Below are 26,939 nucleotides of genomic sequence, written 5' to 3'. Positions count from 1 at the left end.
ACAAATCCGACTGTAGGTGTATGTTCTGTATTTAAAATGGAAATACATTTTAGTATCAAATAGATTCTATGAACTCTATGAGAGGCATAGAAATGAATTAAGCAGCTTTTATACCCTATTCAGCAACCGAGTTATGCGGTATTGAAGACGGTTATTTTAGGATGTCGTTAGGAGGGTTTTATGGTATGTCAGCAGTGAGACAGGATGCATGGAGCGTAGAGGATGATTTGATTTTAGCGGAGGTGACCCTTCGTCACATTCGGGAAGGCAGTACACAGTTAGCAGCATTTGAAGAGGTCGGAGAACGGATTGGCCGGACATCAGCTGCCTGTGGATTCAGGTGGAACAGCTGTGTGCGCAAGAAATACGAGGAAGCGATTAGTTTGGCGAAATCTCAACGTCAAAAACGAAGCTATTACAAGAAACAGCCAACATCTGCAGGACCTCAAGTGGCAGGTTTGGTCCATGCTGAATTCGAGCAGGAGAGCTATAAGAGTGAGGGAGCCAGTGAAGAAACACTTTCTATCGATGCGGTAATCCGGTTCCTCCGCCAATGGAAGGGTGGACTGCAGGAAAGCGGACGCCAGTACAAAATGCTTGAGAGAAATCTGCGTGAGAAGGAAGAAGAACTGGCTAAACTCCGAGGAGAGAATGCTCGTCTATTGAAAGAAGTTAGTGAAGTGAAGACAGACTATCATGTCGTCAATGATGACTACAAGGCATTGATTCAAATTATGGATCGGGCTAGAAGACTTGCTTTCTTAAATGAAGAGGAAGAAGAGCTCAAGACCCGTTTCAAAATGGATGCAAACGGTAATCTCGAACGAATTGAATAGCCTGAAGAAGGCATAGGCTTATAACCCGCTCTACGCGCATTATGGATGCGCCGGAACGGGTTATTTGTATGGTCTGAAATGTTCTTGATATATACTAGAAGTTGATATGACATACATGGACGGGGGATTTCACAAATGACTATTCATATTATTGGCGCAGGTTCACTGGGGCTGTTATACGGAGGCAGACTTGCTGCCAGCGGAGCGGATGTAACTTTTTGGTGCCGCAGTAAGGAGCAGGCTGAGCAGCTGCGCTCAAACGGAATTACGGTTATAAGGGAGCAAGATTCAATTCATGTTCCGTCTGAATCTTTCCAGGCAGAGCCAATCTCAAGATATCATGAGATTGGAGGGGCGGGTGAAGATGATTATATATTTCTGATGGTCAAACAGACGGGAATAACTAAAGTGGTTGAAGAACTGTTTGCTCCTTATTCGTCGAAACACCGGAGACTCCTATGTTTTCAGAACGGAACGGGTCACATGGAAAGGTTGAGACGAGAGCTGCCTGCCTGGACACTATATGCTGCAGTGACGACTGAAGGCGCAAAGCGAAGCGGACTTTCGGAAGTCACGCATGCCGGACAGGGGTCAACCTGGGTTGGACAAGCGGGGAGTTCTTTTTCGGATGATGAGAAGGCAGATCCTTCTGAGGGAAGCGAATCTGAAAAAGCGCTCGCTGTTCAGCTGGAAAGAGCAGGATTTGACGTTTTTTTGTCGAAAGAATTGGATATCATGATCTATCGGAAATTGTTGATGAATGCTGTGATCAATCCATTAACCGCCGTATGGCGGATTCCGAACGGGGAGCTTCTGGAATCTGAGGAGCGTATGCACCTTATGAAGGAACTCTATGAAGAAGGTATTGCCGTATATTCGGCTTGCAATATTCCCTGGGAGACCGACCTGTGGGAGCAGATACTTCAGGTGTGTCAAGCAACTTCGGGTAACACGTCCTCGATGCTCAAGGACGTCCTGGAAGGACGTACAACAGAAGTTTCATCGATAAACGGAAGTATAGTCCGTATGGCGGAACGTGTTGGTGTATCCACACCGGTCCACCGTCTTTTATGGCGGCTGATAGAAGGTATTCATGTTTAGGAGGCGTGAGAATGGATCTTCTCATTATTATGAGTGTTGTACCCGTCATACCTTTCATTCTGGTTTACTTGATCGTTACTCTGCGCAAGAAAGACAAGAGACAGGCGATGAAACTTGCAATGGATGTAACTACTGTGTTTTTATTAATTTCCGTATCCGCTCTGTTTAATAACTTGTTCCAAACCAAATTCGGGTTTTACTTAATTCTTCTTCTACTCCTAATAACGGCGGGATTGATCGGGGGGGCTCAAAACCGTTGGAAGGGGCGGGTTGACGGAAAGCGATTGCTGCGTGTCGTTTGGCGTCTAGCATTTGTAACGATGAGCATAAGTTACATAATTTTTACATTTTTCGGATTGGTCCAATACATATTTAAAGTCATGTAAGGGAAAAGTAACATAAGAAAACTTTTACAATCATGTGTCAAATGCCTCACAGGGAGATATTTCTGTGGGGCTTTTAATGGATTTTTTTGACCACTGGTTGTATAATCGGTAAGCATATACCTAAAATCTATGAGGGGGAAACTGCAAGATGAAGAAACACAAAAGCCTATTGCTACTCTTGACGCTGATTCTTGCCATCGGTACAGTGTTGGCCGGATGCGGATCCAACAACAAAAACGATGACCAGAGCGCCAAAGGTGACAACGGAAAACCTAAAGAACAAGTCTTCCGTATGAATTTCGCTTCCGAGCCTCCTACATTGGATCCGGGACAATCTCAAGACAATGCGTCCAACACAGTTATTAACGCTGTGTTCGAAGGTCTCGCACGTAAAGGTACTGACGGTGAACCCGTACCTGCCGTAGCTGAATCATGGAAAATTTCTGAAGACGGTTTGAAATATGTCTTCACACTCCGCAAAGACGCTAAGTGGAGTAACGGCGATGCTGTAACCGCGAAAGACTTTGAATTTGCTTGGAAACGTGTATTGGATCCAAAGTTCACTCCTGCTCCTCCGTATGTTTACCAACTGTATTATATTAAAAATGCAGAAGCATACAACCTTGGCGACATTAAAGACGCTAATGAAGTAGGCATTAAAGCAACTGACGACCATACACTCGAAGTTACGCTTGAGAATCCTACTCCGTACTTCCTAAATCTGATGTCTTTCCAAACGTATTACCCAATTCATTCATCTGCGAAGGACAATGATAAATGGGCAACGAAACCGGAAACATTGATTGGTAACGGTCCTTTCAAAATGTCTAAGATTACAAAGGGACAAAAAATTGAACTGGTCAAAAATGATCAGTATTGGGATAACAAGTCCGTTAAATTGGAAAAAGTAGAAATGAGCATTGTAAATAGCTCTGCTACAGAACTTTCAAGCTACCGGAATAATGAGCTGGACTATGCAGGACAGCCAACAGGTAGCATTCCTACCGATCAGTTGAACGCTGTGAAGAAAGAGCTTCCAGAAGAGCTGAATATTAAAGGTATCTCCTCTACGTATTTTTATGTTTTCAACACGACTGCAAAGCCGTTTGATAACGTGAACATACGTAAAGCTTTCTCGATGGCATTAGATCGTAAAGCAATTACTGAGAAGATCACAATGGCTGGAGAAATCCCAGCTTTCGGTTTTGTTCCACCGGGTATTAAAGGTGTGAAAGAGGAGTATCGTACAGAAGTACCTGATACGTATTTCGAAGAAAATCTGGATGAGGCCAAAAAACTGCTTGCTCAAGGTATGCAGGAAGAAGGCTACACTACACTGCCTGAAGTTACACTGATCCATAACTCCGATGATCGCCATAAGAAAATTGCACTTGCAGTCTCCGATATGTGGAAGAAAAATCTTGGTGTAGAAGTTAAGGTTCAAAACCAAGAGTGGGGCGTTTTCTTGAAAAATCGTCAAAATCTCGATTATCAAATCGCTCGTTCAGGTTGGGGCGCAGACTATAACGATCCTATGACTTACATTGATATGTGGACATCGAAGAGCGGTAACAATGACAGCGGCTTTAAAAACGAAGAGTATGACAAGCTTGTGAACGAAGCTTACAGTTCAAGTGACAATGCAAAGCGTATGGAAATGATGGCAGATGCTGAAAAAATTCTGGTTCAGGATAATCAGGTAGTTTTGCCGTTGTTCTACTATTCCAACGTATCTTTGGTTAAACCTTGGGTCAAAGGTCTTACTCTTGATTACAAAGGTGATATTGATTTCACACGTGCATACATTGAGTAGTCATTCGTAGAACTTTGTATGAAAGACTACTACTCGGGATATATATGTGGGGATTCGCCCCATATATATCCCGATTTTTTTGTATTGATCGAACTTTTTCCAAATCTTGTTTTGTTTGGTGTAACTTATAGAATTGATTATTCGTTCTAGTGTTGTTTACAATAAAACTAGACTTGGCATAGAACAACTATCAACTAGGGGGATGCGGGATGCTGAGGTATGTAGCGAGTAAGTTTTTTTACATGCTTGTGTCGTTATTCATACTGATCTCAGCCACTTTTTTTCTCATGAAAGCCATACCGGGAGATCCGTTTATGGGAGAAAAAAAGCCTTCGCCTGAAATATTGGCGAGGCTGATGGAGCAGTATGATTTGGATAAACCGATTTTTCAGCAGTACACGAAATACTTGGGAAATATAGTGCAGGGTGACTTTGGATTGTCCATGAAACAGCAAAACCAAAGCGTTACCGATATCATTACAGAAACATTCGCTCCATCCTTGAAACTAGGTCTAATAGCGATTGTCGTTTCTGTCATTGTTGGCGTATTGCTAGGTATGCTAGCAGCTCTATATCACCGCAAACTGATCGATAACGTTGCGATGATTGTTTCCGTATTGGGTATCGCGGTGCCGAGCTTCGTGCTGGCTTCCTTGCTTCAATACGTTTTGGCTGAAAAGGCAGGGTTGTTTAACGTTATGGGTTTTGACGGCCCGCTGGATTATGTTCTTCCGGTGATGGCATTGTCTGCCCAACCGATTGCATTTATCGCACGCTTGACCCGTTCAAGCATGCTTGAAGTATTGCATTCAGACTATATTAAAACTGCTAAAGCAAAAGGTTTAAACTGGTTTGCTATTATGTTCCGTCACGTCATTCGTAACGGTATTCTACCAGTCGTAACCTATGTTGGTCCGATGACGGCAAACATCATTACCGGATCGGTTGTTATTGAACAAATCTTTGGTATCGGCGGTATCGGCAAACAGTTCGTGAATAGTATTACAAACCGCGATTATACGGTAATTATGGGGATTACGATTTTTTACGGAATCTTGTTGATGCTTGCTCGTTTCTTGACGGATATTGCCTATGTACTCGTAGATCCGCGTATTAAACTGAGTGGCGGGAAGGAGGGCTAACACGATGACGACAGAACAGACGATACCGAACCCCGCGGCACAAAACCTGAAACCTGAAGATTTCCAAAAGATTGGCGTTGATGAAAAGCAATCCGAAGTCATTCAGCGTGAAAGCTTGTCGGCTTGGCGTGACTCCTGGGAACGATTGCGCAAGAACAAGCTTGCCATGACCGGTTTGATTATTATGATATTGATCATTATTATGGCCATCCTCGGCCCAATGATCTCGAAGTATGACTATGAAACAAACGATCTCATGAATACGAATATGCCTCCTTCTTCGGAGCACTGGTTCGGCACCGACGATTTGGGACGTGACGTGTTTGTCCGTACATGGATGGGCGCGCGTATCTCTTTGATCGTCGGACTTGCGGCGGCGGCAATTGACCTTATGATTGGTGTCATTTACGGCGGCGTGATGGGCTATTTTGGCGGCCGTGTCGATGAGTTCATGAATAAATTCGCAGAGATTTTGTACTCGATACCTTATCTCTTAGTTACGATTCTGCTGCTGGTCGTATTTGAACCAAGTTTAGGTACGATCATACTTGCCTTAACGATTACCGGTTGGATTAACATGTCATGGATTGTGCGGGGAGAAATTATGCAACTGAAGAGCAGGGAGTATGTGCTGGCCTCACGTTCTATGGGTGCTGGCGCTCCAAGGCTCTTGTTCCGTCACTTAATTCCGAACGCACTCGGTCCCATTATCGTTACGTTGACACTGTCCGTGCCGAATGCGATCTTTGCTGAGGCTTTCCTGAGCTTCCTCGGCTTGGGTGTCCAAGCGCCGGTCGCTTCATGGGGCTCCATGATTAACGATGCTTTGTCCGGCTGGATGTACTATCCTTGGCGGATGCTGTTCCCAGCCCTCTTTATCAGCTTGACGATGCTCGCATTTAACATTTTCGGTGATGGCCTGCGTGACGCACTCGATCCGAAACTGAAAAAATAGGAGGTGGGAAGGTATGGAACCAATTTTGCAGGTTAAAGACCTCAACGTTTCGTTCCGTGTACGCGGTGGTGAAGTTAAAGCTGTTCGCGGCATGAATTTTGAAGTTGGCAAAGGGGAGACGGTTGCCATTGTTGGTGAATCCGGCAGCGGTAAAAGTGTTACCGCCCAGACAATCATGCGTCTGATTCCGTCCCCGCCATCAGAGATTAAAAAAGGAGAGGTCATTTTTCAAGGACAAGACCTTCTCAAGAAAAGTAACAAACAAATGGAAGCGATTCGTGGTAAAGATATCGGAATGATATTTCAAGATCCGATGACTTCCCTGAATCCGACCATTAGAATAGGTAAGCAAATTACCGAGGTGCTCATTAAACACCAGAACATGTCTGCGGGCGAAGCGAAAAAACAGGCTATTGAAATGCTCAAGCTTGTCGGCATTAAAAATGCGGAAGAGCGCTTCAGCCAATATCCGCATGAGTTTTCCGGTGGTATGCGCCAGCGTGCCATGATCGCGATTGCGCTTGCCTGCAATCCTGCACTGCTGATTGCGGACGAGCCAACAACCGCGCTTGACGTAACTATCCAGGCTCAGATTATGGATGTCATGAAAGACATGCAGGATCGTCTAGGCACATCTATCATTCTGATCACGCATGACCTTGGTGTTGTAGCCGGTATGTGTGACCGGGTTATCGTTATGTACGCTGGAGAGGTTGTAGAAACGGGAACGAAGTGGGAGATTTTCAAAAATCCTAAGCACCCTTACACCAAGGGACTGCTTCGCTCCATGCCGCGTTTGGACCAGAAGAAGGATGAGCCGCTTATCCCGATTATCGGTACACCACCCGATCTTATTAAACCTCCGGCGGGATGTGCGTTCTGCGCCCGCTGTGATGAAGCGATGAGAATTTGCGAACGAATTAGTCCGGGTACAACGGAGTTCAGCGATACGCATGCGGCGCGCTGCTGGAACCTTCATCCGATGGCAGGGGAGGCTGAGTCATCATGAAGAGCAACAATCTAATTGAAGTAAATGGATTGAAAAAATATTTTAATGTCGGAAAAGGCAATATCCTAAAAGCGGTGGACAATCTCAACTTCAACATCCGTGAAGGTGAAACCCTCGGTATGGTAGGCGAATCCGGTTGTGGTAAATCAACTGCAGGGCGGACAATTCTCCGTCTGTATGAACCTACTGCCGGAAGCGTAACGTTCAACGGAACAGATATTTACAAGCTGCCGCCGAAAAAAATGAAGGCGATGCGCCGTGATATGCAGATGATATTTCAGGATCCATACGCCTCGTTGAATCCACGTTTTACGGTCACTGACATTATCGGGGAAGCGCTGGATATCCACGGTATGGCCGGCAGCCGTGCTGAACGGAAAAAACGTGTCGAAGAGCTGCTGGATATGGTCGGCTTGAACAGCGACCATGCTACGCGGTATCCGCATGAATTCTCGGGTGGTCAGCGTCAGCGGATTGGTATTGCGCGTGCGCTCGCGGTAAATCCAAAGTTTATTATTTGTGACGAGCCGATTTCGGCACTGGATGTGTCAATACAAGCGCAGGTGGTCAATCTGCTTCAAGATTTGCAGGACCGCCTTGGTCTGACTTACCTCTTTATTGCGCATGATTTGTCTATGGTTAAGCATATCAGTGATCGCGTAGCTGTTATGTATCTTGGTAAGATGGTGGAGCTTGCAGATAGCGAAGAGTTATATGCGAATCCGATTCATCCATATACCAAGACGCTGCTGTCGGCAATCCCGATTCCCGATCCGGAGATCGAAGCTAACAAGAAGCGCCTGATCATGGAAAATGATATGCAAGGACCGATTTCTGCAGCCAAAGGTGAAGATGGTACCGTTGTCCTTGATGAAAAAGATACCGAATTGGTGGAAGTTTCTAAAGGCCATTGGGTTGCCAAAGCCTACGCTTAAGGGAGTAAATATGTATTGTGGGGGTGTCCTAAAAGGTCCGTTGACCTAGGACGCCCTTTTTGTCTATCGTAGACGCTACGTGTACGAATCGTTCCTACAATCGCTCTTGCCCCCGAATTTCTTGAATTATTCCTTAACGGAAGAAATTCGGGGACACGAGTTTATGCTTCCGATGTAGCTTTCCTTTGGAAAGCTTTTAGCCGACCGCTACCGCTTTTCCGAAATCGTTTCGTCCTTTCCGCAGCTTCGCGCATGATCTCTTCAAGAATGAGAAGGTGCGCCATCAGTTGCGCTGCTTGATATCCCATTTGAATTAAGTGAATAAAAGTTGGGGACGTATGACAAGAATGTTGATTATCGACTTGGATTATGGCTTAGATGAAAACTATGCTTATCTGGAACGTGAGAAGTGAAGCTCTGACGAAATACAACCTTTAGAAGCACGCCATCGACCACAAAACCAAGCAGGTCACTCATGGATGAATCCTCGTGTGGCCAGCATTTTTGCTTTTTTCTAAAAGATGTCCCTGTTATTATTCTAAAAATCTACTTTGAGACAAACCCTTTTCTTTTTCCTTTGAAAAGGACATCAATTTTCGGTACAATCAATAAGGGCTTTAATAAAGTAAGTTGACCGGTTAGGTTGAAGCAGAATAGGAGGCATACCTCATGAATATAGTTCCGGAGCCATTATCCGGCGGATCGCTTTTGGCACAAGATTACATCGGCCGCTTCGAGCAAGTGAGCGGTTTTTATGGTGGAAATCATCGTGATGAGCGCAGCTGGGAGCAGCGTGTAAAATGGCTGGATCATTCCGAGGGGAAACGAATCAGCCGCAGAGCGCTGGTTGATAGTCTTCGGTCATATAATGAAAAATATAATCAGCATGATGCGGTACATAAATCTCTCGATTTATTAGAGCAGGATGGTACCTTGGTCATTACCGGTGGACAGCAGAGCGGTTTGTTTACCGGACCTATGCTTGTTGTGCATAAGGCGATTACCATCATTCAAGCAGCCCGGGAGGCTGAGAAAAGATTGGGACGGCCAGTTATTCCTGTATTTTGGATTGCCGGGGAAGACCACGACTGGGATGAAGTAAACCATACGCATGTTTTGTCAGCAGATCTTGAGGTGACCAAGATTAAAATAGACGGCGACGAAGGGTCTCGAACGTCTGTAAGCTTCACCCCGGTTGAGGAGGGACAATGGAAGCAGGCGTTGGATGAGCTTCAGCACTTGCTTCAGGACAGTGAATTCAAACCGGAAATAATGAATTTACTTCGTCAGTCCGCAGAGACTTCTAAGGGGCTAAGCGATGCATTCGCGAAGCTAATGGGAATGCTGTTTGGCAAGTATGGTCTCGTTCTTTTGGATTCCGCCGATCCATGTCTTAGGTCCCTGGAAGCTCCCGTCTTTGAAAGACTGATCAGACAAAATGAATCTTTAGGTCAATCGTACCAGTTAGCAGCTCGTGACATAACAGGCCTTGGCTATGAGCTGCAGGCGGATGTTCCTGTGAACGGTGCGAACTTGTTCTACCTGTTTGATAATAAACGGCTTCTTCTGTTTAGAGAAAACGGAGTTTTTGCAGATAGAAGAGGTTTCGTCTCCATGACGGAAGCCGAGCTGCTTGCAGAATTGGCGGAGCATCCGGAGCGGTTCAGCAACAACGTACTTACGCGTCCGCTAATGCAGGATTCTCTGCTGCCTGTCCTTGGAACGGTATTAGGACAAGGTGAAATTTCCTATTGGGCCATCACAAGGTATGCTTTTGCAGAGATGGGGCTTGAAATGCCGCTGATCTTGCCACGGATGTCTTTTACTCTTATCGAAAATACTTCCCATAAGTATATGGAGAAATATAAATTGACGTTTCAGGATATATATGTGAATCTTGAGGATAAGCGTCAAGAATGGCTGTCGGGTCAGAACGGGCTCGACTTGGACCAGCGCTTCCGGGAGACAAAGGAGTCTTTCAACCAGCTTTACGAGCCTTTGTTACAAGACTTAAGCAGTGTACAACCGGGACTGACAAAATTAGGACAGAGCAATAAAGATAGAATACTGGCTCAGATGGATTTTCTTCTGAACAAAACAAAGGAGGCGCTGGAACAGCAGCATAGTGCTTCACTAAGGCAATGGGAGCTGCTGAGTCATTCCATTGTTCCTATGGGGCGTCCGCAGGAGAGAGTATACAACATCTTTTATTATTTAAATCGATACGGAATGTCACTGCTGGATGACCTTATGGCCATACCTTATGATGACTCTGGTGCTCACCGGGCCGTATATCTTTGATTCATTTTCCCGCACAGGCTTAAGCCTGGAGCTTGGATATGTTATAGTACTGCATAATTCATATATAGGGAGGCTGTATTATGAGTTCATCATCAATTCAGAATAGCGTAATCAAGGATTTGAAACTGGCACCAGAGGGACATCTAAAAATCGATTGGGTAGAGGCGCATATGCCTGTGCTGAACCGGGTTCGCAAGCAATTTGAAGAGGAACAACCGTTCAAAGGTCTGAAGGTTGCGATTTCATTGCATCTCGAAGCAAAAACCGCTTATCTCGCTAAGGTTGTTCAAGCCGGTGGTGCCGAGGTTACGATTACAGGAAGCAATCCGCTGTCTACGCAGGATGATGTGTGTGCGGCTTTGGTGGAGGATGGGATAACCGTTTTTGCCAAGTACAACCCGGGGGCTGAGGAGTACAAGGAACTACTCGTCCGGGCACTGGAAAGCAAGCCAGATCTCCTGATCGATGACGGCGGTGATCTTGTAACGATTCTCCATGCGGAGCGTCCTGATCTGCTCGAGGGCATACGCGGAGGAGCTGAGGAGACGACAACCGGAATTCTTCGTTTGAAGTCGCTCGAAAAAGAAGATGCTCTGAAATTCCCAATGGTTGCTGTGAACGATGCGTACTGCAAGTACCTGTTCGACAATCGTTACGGTACCGGACAGTCTGTATGGGATGGAATTAACCGGACGACTAACCTCGTTGTAGCGGGCAAAACCGTAGTTGTTGTTGGTTACGGATGGTGTGGTAAAGGGGTAGCAATGCGAGCCAAGGGATTGGGTGCAAACGTCATTGTTACCGAGGTTGATGCGATTAAAGCGGTGGAAGCTTATATGGACGGTTTCCGTGTAATGCCGATGGGTGAAGCGGCCAAGCACGGTGATTTCTTTGTTACGGTTACAGGGAACCGCGATGTGATTAGCGGCGAGCATTATGATGTGATGAAGGACGGGGCGATTTTGTCCAATGCCGGTCACTTCGATGTTGAAGTTAACAAGCCTGATCTGGCTTCGCGCTCACAATCTATTCGCACCGTACGGCGCAATATTGAAGAGTACCAATTGAAAGACGGACGTAAGATCTACCTGCTCGCTGAAGGGCGTCTTGTGAATCTTGCAGCAGGCGACGGGCATCCGGCAGAAATTATGGATATGACGTTTGCGCTGCAGGCACTTTCGCTGAAATATGTAAATGACCTTTATCAAAGCATCGGCAATCGCGTCGTCAATGTGCCTTATGAATTGGATGAACAAGTGGCCCGATATAAATTAGAAAGTCTTGGTATAGGCATTGACGAACTTAGTGAAACTCAAAAATCTTACCTGAACAGCTGGGAGCAGCATTAAACCGTATGGTAACAGGCTTTTTTTAAACAACCTGGAACCCTCATTTGAATTCAGATGGAATTCAGATGAGGGTTTTTTTGCCGCGTAATCGAATTGTTGGCTAAAAAAAACAATAACTTGCTTGAAGGGATTTGATTCTTTACGACGAATCTATTATTCTAAAGTGGTGGAAAGTGGTGCAAAGTGGGGAATCGGGGTTAAGGAGTGAGAGTGCCTGATGTTTATGGGGGAGTTTCAGCATAGCATCGATGACAAGGGAAGGATCATTATCCCGGCAAAATTTAGGGATCTCCTTGGCAGCTCTTTTATTGTAACCCGCGGTTTAGACCAGTGTCTCTTTGTATACCCCACTGAAGAATGGGCCATTATGGAACAAAAGCTCAAATCCCTTCCACTCATGAAGTCGGACGCACGTGCGTTTACCCGGTTTTTTTTCTCAGGGGCGACGGAATGCGAATGGGATAAACAGGGAAGGGTAAATTTGCCGGGCAATTTGCGGGAATTTGCGAAGCTCGATAAGGAATGCGTTATCATCGGCGTCTCGAATCGGGTGGAGATTTGGAGCAAAGAACAATGGCAGAAGTATTATCAGCAGTCAGAAGAAGCATTTAATGACATCGCTGAGAAGCTGGTCGACTTTGATTTCGACCTTTAATCAATCCGCATTACATAACATGTTGGATGAGTAGACAATTATGGAGGGCTGCAGCTTGTTTCATCACATCACGGTGCTTAAAGAAGAAGCGACAGAAGGGCTGCGCATCAAACCAGACGGTATATATGTTGACTGTACACTGGGAGGGGCGGGTCACAGCTCGCTGATTGCTTCCAAACTGGGTTCAGGGGGCCGTTTGATCGCGCTTGATCAGGACGATTGGGCGCTGGATAACGCAAAAGAGGTTCTGAATCCATATGGAGACAGGGTTACCCTGGTCAAGACGAATTTCCGCGATTTGGAGGAGGTACTCCATAGCGAAGTCGATTGTGACGAGGATGGCCATTCCCATGTTGACGGTATTCTGTTTGATTTGGGCGTGTCTTCACCGCAATTTGATGAGGGGGAGAGAGGATTCAGCTACAATCACGATGCACCGCTCGATATGCGGATGGACCAGTCTGCAGAACTTACAGCGGCTGAAATCGTGAATGAATGGTCAGAACAGGAAATCGCCAAGATTTTATACGAATATGGTGAAGAAAAGTTTTCAAGACGAATTGCTAGGGTTATTTGCGAAAGGCGGAAAATTAGTCCCATTCAAACGACAGGTCAATTGGTCGATATGATTAAAGAAGGAATTCCGGCCGCTGCCCGCAGGACGGGAGGTCATCCGGCGAAGCGGAGCTTTCAGGCGCTGCGAATTGCCGTGAATGATGAACTCGGTGCATTTAAAGATGCGCTGCATCAAGCGATTTCATGTCTTGCACCGGGAGGACGGGTTTCCGTCATCACTTTCCACTCCCTGGAGGACCGGATTTGCAAACAAATATTTAACAGTTACATTCCGAAGTGTACTTGTCCGCCAGATTTTCCTATGTGCGTTTGCGGTGGAGGTCAAGGAACATTAAAGCTAGTGAACCGGAAGCCAATTGTTCCTAGTGAATCGGAATTAGCGCAAAATCCCCGCGCGCGTTCAGCCAAGCTGCGTATTGCGGAAAAGTTATAACGCACTGAGAAATACAAGAAGAAGGAGAATACAGCCATGGCCTACACACGCGGTAATTTGGCCGTTCAAGAGAGACAGAAGCAACAACCACAGAAGCAACAGCCGTCACAATATCTCGAGAAAACGACTGTCATTAAGCGCCGCTCTCAATTGCCCAAAAGAGAAAAGCTTCTCTACCTGATGTCTGTACTGTTTGTTGTCACAGTTACGGGTTGGGTTGGGATGAGCCATGTGAAAGTTTATGATCTGAACCGTCAGATACAGAATGCTGACTCTGATATCCACAAGCTGAACAAAAGCATGGATACACTTCAAGTAAAGAAGCAGACTCTGGAGATGGGGATTGCGCAAAAAGCAAAGGAACTTGGCTACGTTCAGGTTGAGCAAGGCGATGCGATACACGTTCCTGCGACATCTGGCAAATCAGATACATCCAGTGCACCGTCGGGACAAAACTAGAATAGTAGTGAGGTTGGACCGATGATTAAAAAAATTAAACTGCGTACATTGCTAATAGGGGGAGTGATTACCCTCTTTTTTCTTTTATTGATTGGACGTATTTTTTGGCTGCAGGTCATTGATAATGATTTCTGGCAGGAGAAAGCCTTGGCTAACTGGGACCGTGAGGAGACCCTTGTGGCATCCCGCGGCACAATTATGGATCGGGATGGCGATATTCTTGCCATGGATGCGCCGGCATATACCGTCGCTGTAAACCCGAAGGTCATTCAAGCGAATGATCTGGAGGATGAGGTCGTAGAAGGACTTCACAAGGTACTGAATAAGAAAGAAGATGAGCTTCGAGAACTTATAACGGCCAAGAAGGAAGATGGAAGCTATCATGTCTATCGAGAAGTTCGTCTTGAAGGCTGGAAAATTGATGAAGAAAAGAAAAATCAAGTTGAAAAGTTGATGAGCGAGCTCAAGCAGCAACTTCTATCTGCAGGAAAGGTACCGGATACCGGAATTTCGATAATAAACGAGAAGAAGCGGTTTTATCCGAGAAACACCTTGGCTGCGCATGTTTTGGGATATACGGACCGTCAAGGAATTGCCAAAGACGGTTTCGAATATTATTTTGATGATGAGCTCAAAGGCGTTAATGGCTTTGCCAAATATCAGAGTGATAAGAAGGGAGTAAAGGTCCCTTCGGCTGACGAAGTTTACCAGCCACCCAAAAATGGAAATAATTTTAAGCTGACGATCGATGACACAATCCAGTATTATATCGAGGATGCTATGCGTGAGGCCTATGAGCAGTATAATCCACTCAGCATGACAGTTATAGCTGCCGATCCGAACACGATGGAAATTTTAGGGATGGCGAATATGCCAACCTTTGATCCGAATACATTCTGGAATACTCCCGATATGAAGAATTTTTACAATCATGCGGTTAGATCGACTTATGAGCCTGGTTCGACTTTCAAAATCGTTACACTTGCCAGCGCAATCCAAGAGAACTTATTCAACCCCGATGCAACTTATATGTCAGGCTCCATCCGTGCGGGCGGCAGAACACACTGGGATGTCAGACGTGAGGGATGGGGGGGGCAGATCTCTTATCTAGATGGTGTGAAGAGATCTAGTAACGTTGCCTTTGTAAAGCTTGGATATGAAATGCTCGGCAAAGAGCGTCTAAAAAAATATATTAATGATTTCGGTTTCAGTGAAAGGACAGAGATCGAACTCCCAGGTGAAGGGCTCGGACGTATGAATATGGAGAGAGATATCGACATCTCGACTGTTCCTTACGGCTATGCTGTTTCGGTTACGCCGATTCAGCAGATTGCAGCCATTTCAGCTGTAGCTAACGGCGGCAAGCTGATGAAACCTCAGATCGTGAAACAAAAAGAAGACCCGAATACAGGTGTGATAACAAATATCAAGCCTAAAGTTGAGCGGCAGGTCATCTCTCCGGAGACGGCAAGAAAAACCGGCGAATATCTTGAGCAGGTCGTTGCAGACCAGGAGATAGGCAGCGGTAGACTAGCATACATCGATGGTTATCGCGTAGCCGGTAAAACCGGAACAGCGATAAAAGGCGATTACAGCGACCGAAACAAAGTAGTTGCTTCCTTTATCGGATATGCTCCTGTGGATGACCCGAAAATCGCCGTGCTTGTCATTATCGACGAGCCGAGTGAGCAAATCGGCGGCGGGGCAGCTGCGGCGCCTGTATTCAAAAAGATTGTATCCCAGTCTTTGAAATACTGGGGTGTACCTAAAACAGAATCTCCGGATGACAAAGAAAATAAAAAAGATAAAAAAGATAAACCAGCTGCTGCAGATGTTCGTACAACACCTAACTTGGCGGGAATGAAGGTCAGCGAGGTTAAAACGAAGCTCCTGGCTGAAGGGTTTCCTTTTGAAACATTGGGTAAAGGAAGCACTGTAAAAAAACAGTATCCGCCGGCAGGTTCATCGATGGGAGCTGGTCAGCGGATCTATCTTCTGACAGAAGATGATGCAAAGATGAAGATACCGGATCTGAAGGGAGAATCTCTACGTGATGCCATGGAGGTTCTCACCTTGATGAAGGTGCGTGCCAGTGTCCAAGGTGAAGGCTATGTTTCCGAGCAGAAGGAAGCAACCGAGAACGGTCGTCGTGTCGTTTATCTGACACTGAAATCTGCAGAGGATACCGTTAAGGGTGTTGATTCCTCCTCGTCCGGCGGTGAACCAGATGCTGCCAAATCAGATGAGACATCATCTGGTAAGGAATAGCTTGTTCTAACCCCTAGTTGTCCCGAATACTCATGTGATAAACGTAATTCATGAGCTTACGGGTTCGATGGGGAGGGAAGCTTAGTTGAAAGTATCTATGGTATCTCAGCGGAGGAGGCTGCTCTGGACCCTGCTGCTGCTGTTTCTGCTGTTCGCTGCACTTGTTGTCCGGCTTGCCTACGTTCAAATCGGGGAAGGTGCAGAGCTGTCGGCAAAAGCAGAGGAGTCCTGGCGCCGCAACATTCCGTTTACTGCTAAACGGGGGGGAATCCTTGACCGCAACGGTGAAGCATTAGTTACGAATATTAGTACACCAACCATCATGGCTATTCCAGTTCAGATCAAGGAACCGGATAAAACAGCAACATTGTTGGCTTCGAAGCTTGGCATGAACGAGGCCGACGTGAAGAAGATTATTACGAAGCGGGGATCCATGGTAGAACGGCTTAAACCCGGCGGACGAAAAATTACGATGGAGCTGGCTCAGGAAATTCGTGATTTGAAGCTGCCGGGTATCGTTGTTGCTGAGGACAATACCCGCTACTATCCTTACGGCGGACTCGCGGCACATATCCTTGGCTTTACGGGTATCGACAATCAGGGTCTGACAGGAACCGAGAAGAAATTTGATGATAAGCTTAGAGGCCTCAATGGGAGTATCTCCTATTTGTCAGATGCCGGCGGTCGGCTGATGCCTGGGTCATCCGAGAAATATATGGAGCCTAGAGACGGACTGAATCTAGAGCTTACCATTGATAAATCCATTCAATCCATTATGGAGCGTGAATTGGATCAGGCTATGGTCAAATACCAAGCAAATGCCAGTTGGGCCATCGCGATGAATCCTAAAAATGGCGAGATCTTGGCCATGGCCAGCCGGCCTGGATATTCCCCGGCAAGGTATAAAGAATTTGAACCGGACATTTATAACCGTAATCTTCCGATTTGGATGACATACGAGCCGGGATCAACGTTTAAAATCATCACCCTTGCTGCAGCACTGGAAGAAGGCAAGGTGAATTTGAAAAATGATCATTTTTTTGATTCTGGCGCTGTTGAGGTCGGCGGAGCAAGACTTCGCTGCTGGAAGAGAGGGGGACACGGAAGCCAGACGTTTATGGAAGTCGTTCAGAACTCCTGCAACCCAGGGTTTGTGGCACTCGGTCAGAAGCTAGGTAAAGAAACTCTCTTCCAATATATCCGTGATTTCGGTTTTGGCGCAAAGACAGGTGTGGATCTGATTGGTGAGGGAAACGGCATCTTGTTCAAGCTGTCGAGAGTAGGTCCGGTAGAGTTGGCTACAACAGCATTTGGACAGGGGGTTTCTGTTACGCCGATTCAACAGGTCGCTGCGGTTTCCGCCGCCATTAATGGCGGCAATCTATACCAGCCTCATGTAGCCAAAGCGTGGATTCACCCAGAGACCGGTGAAGTCGTTGATGAAATTAAACCAGAGCCGGTGAGGCAGGTTATCTCGGAAGAAACGTCCAAACAAGTAAGAGAGGCGCTAGAAAGCGTCGTTGCCAAAGGAACGGGTCGCCCCGCCTTTATTGACGGTTACCGGGTTGGTGGGAAAACTGGTACCGCTCAGAAAGTTATCAACGGCCGTTATTCTTCGACCGAGCATATCGTATCCTTTATAGGCTTCGCGCCAGCAGATGATCCGCAGATTGTCGTGTATGCTGCAGTAGACAACCCGAAGGGAATTCAGTTCGGGGGCGTCGTAGCGGCACCAATCGTGCAGAACATTCTGGAGGATTCGCTACATTACATGCAGGTTCCACAGCGGAAAGATCAGATGGCGCGGGAATACAAGTACGGGGAAACGCCAACGGTTACTGTACCTAACCTGGTCGGTGCAACGGTTCAGGATTTGTATGAAGATCTGAACATGAACTTCATGCTTGCTAAATCGGGCACCGGAAATAAGGTGATCAGTCAGGCACCGAAGCCGGGAAGTCGGGTGGAACGGGGTTCAACGATCCGGATATATATGGGCACTTCGTCTGAAGATGAGCATGAGCACTAGCGGACGCATCCGCTTCACAGTAGAAGGATGCGTCCGCTAATGGGCGCATATTTGGAGGGATGACGATGAAACTGAACGAATTGACATCCGTTTTGGCCGCAGCCGTTATCATCGGCGATGGTGAGATTAACGTCTCCGGACTTCAGACCGATTCCAGACAAGTGATTCCCGGGGATTTGTTCATTTGCTTGCCGGGTCATACGGTGGATGGACATGATTATGCAGGCGAGGCAGGAGACAATGGTGCGGCAGCCCTTGTTGTAAACCGAAGGTTGGAGACTGCATTGCCGCAAGTTATTGTGAAGGACTGCCGGTTCGCTATGGCGGTGTTGGCCGATACGTTCTATGGCCAGCCAAGCAAGCGCATGACTACAATCGGTGTAACCGGAACGAACGGAAAGACAACAACGACTTATCTCATTGATAAAATCATGAGTGATTATGGTCTAAAAACCGGATTAATTGGCACGATCCAAATGAAGTATGACGGCAGGTCGTTCCCGATGTCGGGAACGACACCGGAAGCGCTCGAGCTGCAGCGAAGTCTGAACGACATGGCACAGGCAGGTGCACAATTCTGCGTTATGGAAGTATCCTCCCATGCTCTGGAACAGGGGCGCGTGAAAGGAACCGATTTCCGGACGGCTGTCTTTACGAATTTGACACAGGATCATCTGGACTATCATAACTCCGTGGAAGAATACCAGAGTGCTAAAGGGTTGTTTTTCTCACGACTCGGCAATGCTTTTGCCAAAGATCCCAAGCAGCGAAAGTACGCGGTTCTCAACGCAGACGATAAAGCTTCCGAACAGTTTGCGAAACTGACATCAGCTGAAGTCATTACATACGGTTTACACGAGAACGCGGATGTACGTGCATCCGGTATTGCAATAACAGCTCAGGGAACTTCATTTCATGTAGATACTTTTCGAGGCAGTACAGATATTTCACTAAAAATGATCGGTAAATTCAATGTGTATAATACGATGGCAGCCATTGCTGCAGCGCTGCTTGAAGAAGTACCGTTGCAGGATATCAAAAAAAGCCTCGAATCCGTGCCTGGAGTAGAAGGCCGGGTCGAAGCGGTAGATGCGGGACAGCCATTTGCTGTTATTGTGGATTATGCCCACACGCCGGATGGTCTGGATAATGTGCTCCGCACCATCAAGGAATTTGCTCAGGGCAAGATTTTGACCGTGTTTGGCTGCGGGGGAGACCGTGATACGAGCAAGCGTCCGATTATGGGCAAAATCGCTGCAAGATTTAGCGATACCGTCATTGTGACCTCTGATAATCCCAGATCAGAGGATCCTGATCTTATCTTGAAAGATATCGAAGCAGGCCTGTTGGAGGACGGCGTTTCTGAGAAACGTTACCAGCTCATTGTAGACCGCAGGCAAGCAATTAAAAAGGCTATTGAAATGGCAAGCCCGGGAGATGTAGTATTGATTGCGGGGAAAGGTCATGAGACCTATCAACTGATCGCGGGGAAAATGTTTGATTTCGACGACCGCATCGTTGCAAAAGAAGCGATAAGGGGCAGACAATTGTGATCCAAAAACCATTGCGAAGCATCGCAGCCATGTGCTGCGGTGCGCTTATGTGTAAACAAGATGAAGAAGTTATGATTCAAGGAGTTAGTACAGACTCACGGAAAATCCAGCAGGGCAGTTTGTATGTTCCACTTGTTGGCGAACGTTTTGATGGCCATGATTTTGCGGGGCAAGCGCTAGAGTCTAATGCCGGAGCTATACTGTGGCAAGAGGATCATGGTACGCCACCCGAAGGGCCGGTTATCCTTGTTAAGGATACGCTGGTTGCTCTGCAGTCACTGGCTGCTTCCTATCTCGAGCAGAGCGGAGCCAAGGTTGTAGGCATTACTGGCAGCAACGGTAAAACTACGGTAAAGGACATGGTTACAGCACTGCTCGAAACGAAATATAAAGTTCATAAAACACAAGGTAATTTTAACAATCAAATCGGACTTCCGCTTACGGTTCTCGACATGCCGGAGGGAACGGATATTGTCGTGCTGGAGATGGGAATGAGTGGACGTTATGAGATCGAACTGCTGTCCTCAATTGCCCGGCCTGATACGGCAGTTGTTACGAATGTAGGTGAATCACATATGTTGCAGCTTGGCTCTAGGGAGGAAATTGCACGTGCCAAGCTGGAAATTGTTAGTGGCATGAAGCCTGGCGGGCTGCTGATCCATCATGGAGACGAGCCTCTGATTCCTCAAGTGCTTGCCGAGTCCGAAACCAAAAAACCTGACGGGCTACAGACGTTCACCTTTGGGCCCGGGGAAGACAACGATGATTACCCAACAGGCATGATGTTCCATGCCAAGGGAATTATCTTTACCTCCCACCGTCATACCGGTGAGGGATTCAGTTTACCTCTCCTGGGTCGCCATAACGTAGTAAATGCGTTAGCTGCACTAGCAGTTGCCGAGCATTACGGTATCAGCGAAGAACAGATCCGTGAAGGCCTCGCGGGTCTGCGTCTGACAAGCATGCGTATAGAGAGCATTGAAACCGAGCACGGAGTTACGGTATTGAACGATGCATATAATGCAAGCCCAGTGTCTGTCAAAGCAGCTCTGGATGTTCTGGGTGATATGAAAGGCTTCCGTCGGCGAATCGCCGTTCTCGGGGACATGCTTGAATTGGGACTCCGTGAACAGGATTATCATGCTGAAATCGGGCAGTATGTGTCGCCTGACAAGGTAGATATGGTGTTTACTTACGGTCCTCTGTCCATTTATACGGCGGAAACAGCCAAAGCTCGTCTGCCTGAAGGACAGGTAATGGCCTTCACCGATAAAGCAGCATTGATCGAAAGGGTATCGAATGAGGTAACCAATAAAGATGTTGTATTGGTCAAAGGTTCGCGTGGCATGAAACTGGAAGACGTTGTGGAAGCACTAAAAAGCTTGCATAGCGGCAACAACGACGTAAGGGGGTGATCTCATGGACTTTCAACTGTTATTGCTGACGATCGGCGTATCGTTCGTACTTGCTGTCATATCCGCACCGCTGCTTATACCGCTGCTTCGCCGGATGAAATTTGGTCAGCAGGTTCGGGACGATGGTCCGCAAAGTCACCTTAAAAAAGCTGGAACGCCTACAATGGGCGGGGTTATTATTTTATTGGCCTTTACTTTGACTTTTGTGAAATTTTCTCCTGTTGACACGAACTTTTATGTGCTGCTTGTAGGTACACTCGGGTTTGGTCTGATCGGATTTTTAGATGATTACGTGAAAATCGTGTTTCGCCGTTCTTTAGGGCTTACTGCCCGCCAAAAGTTGTTCGGACAGCTTTTGTTTGCCGGCATTATGTGTTGGCTCCTTATTTCGAATGGTCACAGTACAGCGATCGGCGTTCCCGGAACGGACTGGGCATTCGATTGGGGCGGATGGTTTTACTATCCATTTATCGTTGTCATGATGCTTGCGATAAGCAACGCAGTCAACTTTACGGATGGCCTTGACGGATTACTCTCAGGTGTCAGTGCAATTGCTTTTGGAGCATATGCGCTTGTTGCTATCCAGTCTACCTCGTTTGCAGCAGCTTTTTGTGCGGCCGCGATGATCGGGGCTGTACTCGGTTTCCTCGTATTTAACGCCCACCCGGCTAAAGTATTTATGGGTGACACGGGCTCACTCGGAATCGGCGGCGCCATTGGTGCCATCGCTATCGTGACGAAGAGCGAACTGCTGTTTCTAATCATCGGCGGGGTATTCGTGGTGGAAATGCTGTCAGTCGTGCTTCAAGTGGCTTCTTTTAAAACGAGGGGCAAACGTATTTTCAAGATGAGTCCGATTCATCATCACTTTGAATTGTCCGGTTGGTCGGAGTGGCGAGTAGTCATTACATTTTGGGCTGTAGGTCTCGTGCTGGCGGGTCTAGGACTTTATATTAACAAGGGGTTGTAAAGATGAAGCATCCAGAATTTTACCGGGGTAAGGAAGTTGTTGTCTTGGGACTGGCCAAAAGCGGAGTTCAAGTAGCCAAGGTTATGCACAATGCCGGAGCTTTGGTTACTGTTAATGATAAAAAGGAGCGAGAAGAATGTCCCGAAGCTTCGGAGATCGAAGCTTTGGGTATTTCCGTCGTATGCGGAGGACATCCTGAAGGACTCATTCATCAAGGTGTATCCCTTCTTGTGAAAAATCCTGGCATTCCATATCATGTTCCGCCAGTTCTTAAAGCGCAGGAGCTTGGGATTCCGGTTGTGACTGAAGTAGAGGTAGCCTACCATCTTTGCAGCGCGCCGATGATTGGGATTACAGGTTCAAATGGCAAGACGACCACTACTACGTGGGTCGGCAAACTGCTGGAAGCCGCAGGAATGTCGCCGATTGTGGCCGGTAACATAGGAACACCGCTGTGCGAAGCTGCTCAGGAAGCATCCGAACACAACTGGATGGTTGTTGAACTCAGCAGCTTTCAGCTGAAAGGGACGGAAGAATACCGTCCTCGTATAGCCTGTCTGCTGAATGTGGCGGAGACCCATTTGGATTACCATGGTAGTATGGATGATTATGTTGCCTCCAAGGCCAAACTGTTCAGCAATCAGACAACAGAAGATACCGCTGTACTTAATTGGGATGATCCGGTATGCCGGAGCCTCGTGCCATATATCAAAGCTCATATTTTGCCTTTTTCGATGAATGAGAGTCTTCGAGAAGGCGTGCATGTGGTTCCGCCATACTTGCCCGGTGTAGAAGATGAATTGAGCCGTATGGTCGTTTATACGGACAGCAAAGGCTTCAGCCATGAGATCATTCCAGTAGATAAAATAGCTTTGCCTGGCCAATTTAATGTCGCGAATGCACTCGCTTCGTGTGCCATCGCCATTGCCGCGGGAGCTAATATTTCCGCGCTTGCCGGTCCGCTTACGGATTTCCGGGGCGTAGAGCACCGTCTGGAATTTGTGAAGGACATCGATGGTGTCTCCTATTACAACAACTCTAAAGCAACGAACTCCAAGGCTACAAACATGGCATTGACTTCGTTTACCCGTCCGATTGTTCTTATAGCCGGGGGACTCGACAGAGGTTCTAGCTACGAAGAACTTGTGCCTTCTTTAAAAGGACGTGTCAAATCGGTAGTGCTTCTTGGCGAAACGAAGGAAAAAATAGCGAAAGCGGCAGAACTGGCCGGATTAAAGCAAATCGTCCTCGTCGATAATGATGAAGACGCCGCCGCTGCACTCACTGCCGCTGTAAAGAAAGCTGCCGAATTAGCAGACCAGGGGGACATTGTCCTTCTTTCGCCTGCTTGCGCAAGCTGGGACATGTTTTCTTCTTATGCGGTGCGTGGACGCATTTTTAAAGAGGCGGTGCATAATCTGTAAGTAGGGGGGTGGATAAGCCCCTACTTCGTATGCTAAAGGTGGCCTCTTCATGAACAAGAATCGTCCGGCGCCTGATTTATGGCTCCTGATTTGTATTTTGACCCTGCTGACCATCGGAATTGTTATGGTGTACAGCGCGGGGTCCGTACTCGCTTTTCATGATTACGGAGATCAGTTTTATTTTGTGAAGCGGCAGCTGCTTTTTGCAGGTCTTGGTCTTGCTGCCATGTATTTTACTGCAAACATAGATTTTCGCGTGTGGAAAAAATATGCGAAACTCGGCTTATTGATTTGCTTTTTTATGCTTGTGATCGTATTGATCCCAGGTGTGGGCGTTGTTCGCGGTGGTGCGCGTAGCTGGTTGGGTATTAGCTCATTTGGCATTCAACCGTCAGAATTTATGAAGCTAGGAATGATTCTGTTCTTATCCAAGTGGCTCAGCCGTGAGGATTATGACATAACGTCCTTTTCTAAAGGATTAATGCCACCGCTTGGACTGATTGGACTGGCCTTTGGACTAATCATGCTTCAGCCGGATCTTGGAACAGGGGCCGTTATGCTGGGTGCCGCACTCATGATCGTATTTACAGCGGGTGTACGTATGAAGCATCTAGGATTCCTCGCTTTGGGCGGAGTTGCAGGTTTCATCGGTCTCATTCTGACTGCACCGTACAGGCTGAAACGGATTACCGGTTTTCTTGATCCGTGGTCTGATCCTCTTGGAACGGGTTACCAAATTATTCAATCCCTTTATGCGATTGGACCGGGTGGCCTTGGCGGCCTTGGCCTGGGAATGAGCCGTCAGAAATACAGTTACGTTCCTGAGCCCCAGACTGACTTTATTTTCGCTATCCTTGCGGAGGAACTTGGATTTATTGGTGGCTTAATTGTTCTGCTCCTGTTCCTCACACTGGTGTGGCGTGGGATGAGAGTGGCGATGACCGTAAACGACGGCTTTGGAAGTTTGCTGGCTGTCGGTATTATCGGTATGGTTGCCATACAGGTCGTTATTAACATCGGAGTTGTTATAGGGCTTATGCCAGTAACAGGTATCACGCTTCCGCTGATCAGCTATGGAGGTAGTTCCTTGACGCTGATGCTGACCGCGCTAGGCATTTTATTAAATATATCCCGTTATGCGAGGTGAACGGCATGCGTGTCGTATTAACCGGCGGTGGTACGGGGGGCCATATTTACCCCGCCGTCGCTATTGCCAGACAATTTGAAGCGGAGGACCCAAAAACCGCTTTTTTATATATTGGAGGTAAGCAGGGCTTGGAAAGCAAGCTTGTTCCCCAAGAGAGTCTTCCGTTCGAGAGCATCGATATTACTGGTTTCCGCCGGAAGCTGTCCTTTGATAATGTGAAGACCGTAATGCGCTTTTTAAAAGGAGTGTCAACAAGCAAAAAATTGCTTGCTGATTTTAAACCGGATGTGGTAATCGGCACCGGCGGCTATGTGTGCGGACCGGTCGTTTATGCGGCTGCGAAGCTTGGCATTCCGACGATGATTCACGAGCAGAATGCCATACCCGGTCTGACGAATCAGTTTCTGAGTCGCTACGCTTCTACCGTTGCCGTTAGTTTTGAAGGATCGGAAAGCTCATTTTCCAAAGCCAAAAGAGTCGTTTATACCGGTAATCCACGGGCAACCACGGTTCAATCGGCTAATCGTGAACGAGGATTCGCTTCGCTAGGAATACCGATGGACAGCCGTGTTGTGCTCGTTGTTGGAGGAAGCCGTGGGGCTAGGGCCATCAATACAGCGATGATCGGCATGGCGCCGATGCTGACCAAACTTCCGAACGTACATTTTGTATATGTAACCGGAGATTTGTATTTTGAGGGAACTCGTGAGGCGGTGCGCAGCCAACTGGGTACGATATCAAATCATCTCCATATTGTTCCTTATGTGCATAACATGCCGGAAGTGCTCGCCTCTACTTCACTGATTGTGAACCGGGCGGGCGCATCCTTTTTAGCGGAAACGACTTCGCTTGGAATACCTTCTGTGCTTATACCGTCCCCGAATGTGACGAATAATCACCAGGAGGCGAATGCCAGGCAGCTGGAAGATGCGGGAGCGTCCCGAATGATTTTGGAAAAAGATTTGACGGCCGAAATCCTTTTTGCCCGAATAGAAGAGATCATGGGAAATCAGGGTACGCAGCATTCCATGTCCGAAGCCTCACGTCGGCTCGGCAAGCCCGATTCAGCAGCTGTTATTGTTGAGGAAATACGCCGGTTGATCAACAACCGTTAAAACGGCTGGGCGATTGTCACACACCTATAGGGGTCTACATAAGATACTCTATAATCGTGACAATCTCACCCAAGAGGCCGGTATCATCCAGAGCGGCCATCTCTTCGCCAAGCCGGGGAATGGCCTTTTCGGTTTTGAAGTCAAGGGAGGTTTTTGTAAGATGCAGCAGTGGGAACTACAGTTATCGCAATCGAACGTCGGAGCAATATTCAAGAACGAGCCACTGGCAAAATATACAACCTGGAAAATCGGTGGGCCTGCCGATGTTCTGATTGTCCCGGAAACGAAGGAACAATTGGCAGAACTGGCCGCCATTCTCCACACCCACGATATCCCGTGGATACAGCTCGGACGTGGATCCAATATGCTTATATCGGATAAAGGTATACGCGGAGCCGTCATAAAGCTGGGACAGGGATTTGACGAGGTAGTCTTTGACGGTGACTTGGTAACTGCCGGAGGCAGCATGTCATTCGTTAAACTTAGCGTTCTGGCCGGTAAAGAGGGGTTGACCGGTCTGGAGTTTGCTGGAGGTATACCTGGGTCAGTCGGAGGGGCTGTTTATATGAACGCCGGTGCCCACGGGTCTGATGTGTCACGCATATTTAAGTCCGCTGACATTGTACTGGAGTCAGGTGAATTGGTTCACTTTGCTGCGGAAGATATGGAGTTTGATTATCGGCATTCCGTCCTGCATGACAGGAAAGGAATCGTAATTCAGTCGGTGTTTCAGCTCCAGCACGGCGACCGCAAGGAAATCTCGGCGGCCATGGCGTCCTATAAGGACCGCCGGCGGCGTACCCAGCCGCTACAATCCGCAACAGCCGGCAGTGTATTCCGAAATCCGCCTGGTGATCATGCCGCACGGTTGATTGAAGCGGCGGGACTAAAGGGGCTTCGAATCGGAGGCGCCGAGATTTCCCTACAGCATGCCAATTTCATTGAAAACACCGGTCAAGCGACAGCAGAGGACGTGCTCGCCCTGATGAAGAAAGTTCAGGAGACCATCGCAGAGAAACACGGTATAACTTTGGTGCCTGAGGTCTATGTCATGGGAGAGCGGTAAAC

At 47.3% G+C, this 26,939-nt stretch carries 22 protein-coding genes; all 22 read left to right on the top strand.

What is annotated here, in order from left to right:
* Positions 1 to 185 precede the first annotated feature (185 nt).
* The 22 genes from B9N86_RS20825 to murB all read left to right on the top strand — a co-directional run bounded on the left by B9N86_RS20825 (position 186) and on the right by murB (position 26,937).
* Positions 186 to 836, top strand: coding sequence for an RsfA family transcriptional regulator (locus tag B9N86_RS20825; RefSeq protein WP_208915063.1), 651 nt, complete (start codon positions 186 to 188; stop codon positions 834 to 836).
* Positions 837 to 971: 135 nt separating this feature from the next.
* A complete protein-coding gene (locus tag B9N86_RS20820) occupies positions 972 to 1,937 on the top strand; it encodes a ketopantoate reductase family protein (protein ID WP_208915062.1) in 966 nt (321 codons plus the stop codon).
* Positions 1,938 to 1,948: 11 nt separating this feature from the next.
* Positions 1,949 to 2,323: a DUF3397 domain-containing protein gene (locus tag B9N86_RS20815; RefSeq protein WP_208915061.1), complete on the top strand. Its 375-nt coding sequence runs from the start codon at positions 1,949 to 1,951 to the stop codon at positions 2,321 to 2,323.
* Positions 2,324 to 2,471: 148 nt separating this feature from the next.
* Positions 2,472 to 4,136 carry a peptide ABC transporter substrate-binding protein gene (locus B9N86_RS20810; protein WP_208915060.1) on the top strand — a complete coding sequence of 555 codons (1,665 nt, stop codon included), beginning with the start codon at positions 2,472 to 2,474 and terminating at the stop codon, positions 4,134 to 4,136.
* A 209-nt stretch (positions 4,137 to 4,345) separates the two neighbouring features.
* The gene (locus tag B9N86_RS20805; RefSeq protein ID WP_208915059.1) at positions 4,346 to 5,278 is read left to right on the top strand and encodes an ABC transporter permease; all 933 of its coding nucleotides are present in this window, start codon (positions 4,346 to 4,348) and stop codon (positions 5,276 to 5,278) included.
* 4 nt (positions 5,279 to 5,282) lie between these two features.
* Complete coding sequence (locus B9N86_RS20800; RefSeq protein WP_208915058.1) at positions 5,283 to 6,233, top strand: ABC transporter permease; 951 nt, start codon at positions 5,283 to 5,285, stop codon at positions 6,231 to 6,233.
* 13 nt (positions 6,234 to 6,246) lie between these two features.
* Positions 6,247 to 7,242 carry an ABC transporter ATP-binding protein gene (locus B9N86_RS20795; protein WP_208915057.1) on the top strand — a complete coding sequence of 332 codons (996 nt, stop codon included), beginning with the start codon at positions 6,247 to 6,249 and terminating at the stop codon, positions 7,240 to 7,242.
* Positions 7,239 to 8,177, top strand: a complete 939-nt coding sequence (locus B9N86_RS20790; RefSeq protein ID WP_208915056.1) for an ABC transporter ATP-binding protein — start codon at positions 7,239 to 7,241, stop codon at positions 8,175 to 8,177. The genes B9N86_RS20795 and B9N86_RS20790 overlap by 4 nt, the downstream gene beginning before the upstream one ends.
* Before the next feature lie 669 nt (positions 8,178 to 8,846).
* Positions 8,847 to 10,478, top strand: coding sequence for a bacillithiol biosynthesis cysteine-adding enzyme BshC (gene bshC / locus B9N86_RS20785; RefSeq protein WP_208915055.1), 1,632 nt, complete (start codon positions 8,847 to 8,849; stop codon positions 10,476 to 10,478).
* A gap of 80 nt (positions 10,479 to 10,558) precedes the next feature.
* On the top strand, positions 10,559 to 11,827 hold the full coding sequence (locus B9N86_RS20780) for an adenosylhomocysteinase (RefSeq protein ID WP_208915054.1): 1,269 nt from the start codon (positions 10,559 to 10,561) through the stop codon (positions 11,825 to 11,827).
* 217 nt (positions 11,828 to 12,044) lie between these two features.
* Complete coding sequence (mraZ, locus tag B9N86_RS20775) at positions 12,045 to 12,482, top strand: division/cell wall cluster transcriptional repressor MraZ (protein ID WP_208915053.1); 438 nt, start codon at positions 12,045 to 12,047, stop codon at positions 12,480 to 12,482.
* 55 nt (positions 12,483 to 12,537) lie between these two features.
* A complete protein-coding gene (rsmH, locus tag B9N86_RS20770) occupies positions 12,538 to 13,491 on the top strand; it encodes a 16S rRNA (cytosine(1402)-N(4))-methyltransferase RsmH (RefSeq protein WP_208915052.1) in 954 nt (317 codons plus the stop codon).
* A gap of 36 nt (positions 13,492 to 13,527) precedes the next feature.
* Positions 13,528 to 13,950 carry a cell division protein FtsL gene (locus B9N86_RS20765; RefSeq protein WP_208915051.1) on the top strand — a complete coding sequence of 141 codons (423 nt, stop codon included), beginning with the start codon at positions 13,528 to 13,530 and terminating at the stop codon, positions 13,948 to 13,950.
* Positions 13,951 to 13,971: 21 nt separating this feature from the next.
* Positions 13,972 to 16,218 (top strand): penicillin-binding transpeptidase domain-containing protein, encoded by a 2,247-nt coding sequence (locus tag B9N86_RS20760; protein ID WP_208915050.1) that lies wholly within the window; start codon positions 13,972 to 13,974, stop codon positions 16,216 to 16,218.
* Positions 16,219 to 16,303: 85 nt separating this feature from the next.
* Positions 16,304 to 18,247 (top strand): stage V sporulation protein D, encoded by a 1,944-nt coding sequence (locus B9N86_RS20755; RefSeq protein WP_208915049.1) that lies wholly within the window; start codon positions 16,304 to 16,306, stop codon positions 18,245 to 18,247.
* Between the two features lie 65 nt (positions 18,248 to 18,312).
* The gene (locus B9N86_RS20750) at positions 18,313 to 19,800 is read left to right on the top strand and encodes a UDP-N-acetylmuramoyl-L-alanyl-D-glutamate--2,6-diaminopimelate ligase (RefSeq protein ID WP_208915048.1); all 1,488 of its coding nucleotides are present in this window, start codon (positions 18,313 to 18,315) and stop codon (positions 19,798 to 19,800) included.
* Positions 19,797 to 21,215: a UDP-N-acetylmuramoyl-tripeptide--D-alanyl-D-alanine ligase gene (locus B9N86_RS20745; RefSeq protein ID WP_280174949.1), complete on the top strand. Its 1,419-nt coding sequence runs from the start codon at positions 19,797 to 19,799 to the stop codon at positions 21,213 to 21,215. The genes B9N86_RS20750 and B9N86_RS20745 overlap by 4 nt, the downstream gene beginning before the upstream one ends.
* A 4-nt stretch (positions 21,216 to 21,219) precedes the next feature.
* Positions 21,220 to 22,185, top strand: coding sequence for a phospho-N-acetylmuramoyl-pentapeptide-transferase (gene mraY, locus B9N86_RS20740; RefSeq protein ID WP_208915047.1), 966 nt, complete (start codon positions 21,220 to 21,222; stop codon positions 22,183 to 22,185).
* A 2-nt stretch (positions 22,186 to 22,187) separates the two neighbouring features.
* The gene (gene murD / locus B9N86_RS20735; protein WP_208915046.1) at positions 22,188 to 23,609 is read left to right on the top strand and encodes a UDP-N-acetylmuramoyl-L-alanine--D-glutamate ligase; all 1,422 of its coding nucleotides are present in this window, start codon (positions 22,188 to 22,190) and stop codon (positions 23,607 to 23,609) included.
* Positions 23,610 to 23,658: 49 nt separating this feature from the next.
* The gene (gene spoVE, locus B9N86_RS20730; RefSeq protein WP_208915045.1) at positions 23,659 to 24,756 is read left to right on the top strand and encodes a stage V sporulation protein E; all 1,098 of its coding nucleotides are present in this window, start codon (positions 23,659 to 23,661) and stop codon (positions 24,754 to 24,756) included.
* 5 nt (positions 24,757 to 24,761) lie between these two features.
* On the top strand, positions 24,762 to 25,871 hold the full coding sequence (gene murG, locus B9N86_RS20725; RefSeq protein ID WP_208915044.1) for an undecaprenyldiphospho-muramoylpentapeptide beta-N-acetylglucosaminyltransferase: 1,110 nt from the start codon (positions 24,762 to 24,764) through the stop codon (positions 25,869 to 25,871).
* Between the two features lie 160 nt (positions 25,872 to 26,031).
* A complete protein-coding gene (gene murB / locus B9N86_RS20720; RefSeq protein ID WP_208915043.1) occupies positions 26,032 to 26,937 on the top strand; it encodes a UDP-N-acetylmuramate dehydrogenase in 906 nt (301 codons plus the stop codon).
* The last annotated feature ends 2 nt before the right edge of the window (positions 26,938 to 26,939 follow it).

Source organism: Paenibacillus uliginis N3/975 (assembly GCF_900177425.1).
Lineage (GTDB): Bacteria > Bacillota > Bacilli > Paenibacillales > Paenibacillaceae > Paenibacillus_AQ > Paenibacillus_AQ uliginis.
This window is presented reverse-complemented; position numbering and strand designations above follow the sequence as displayed.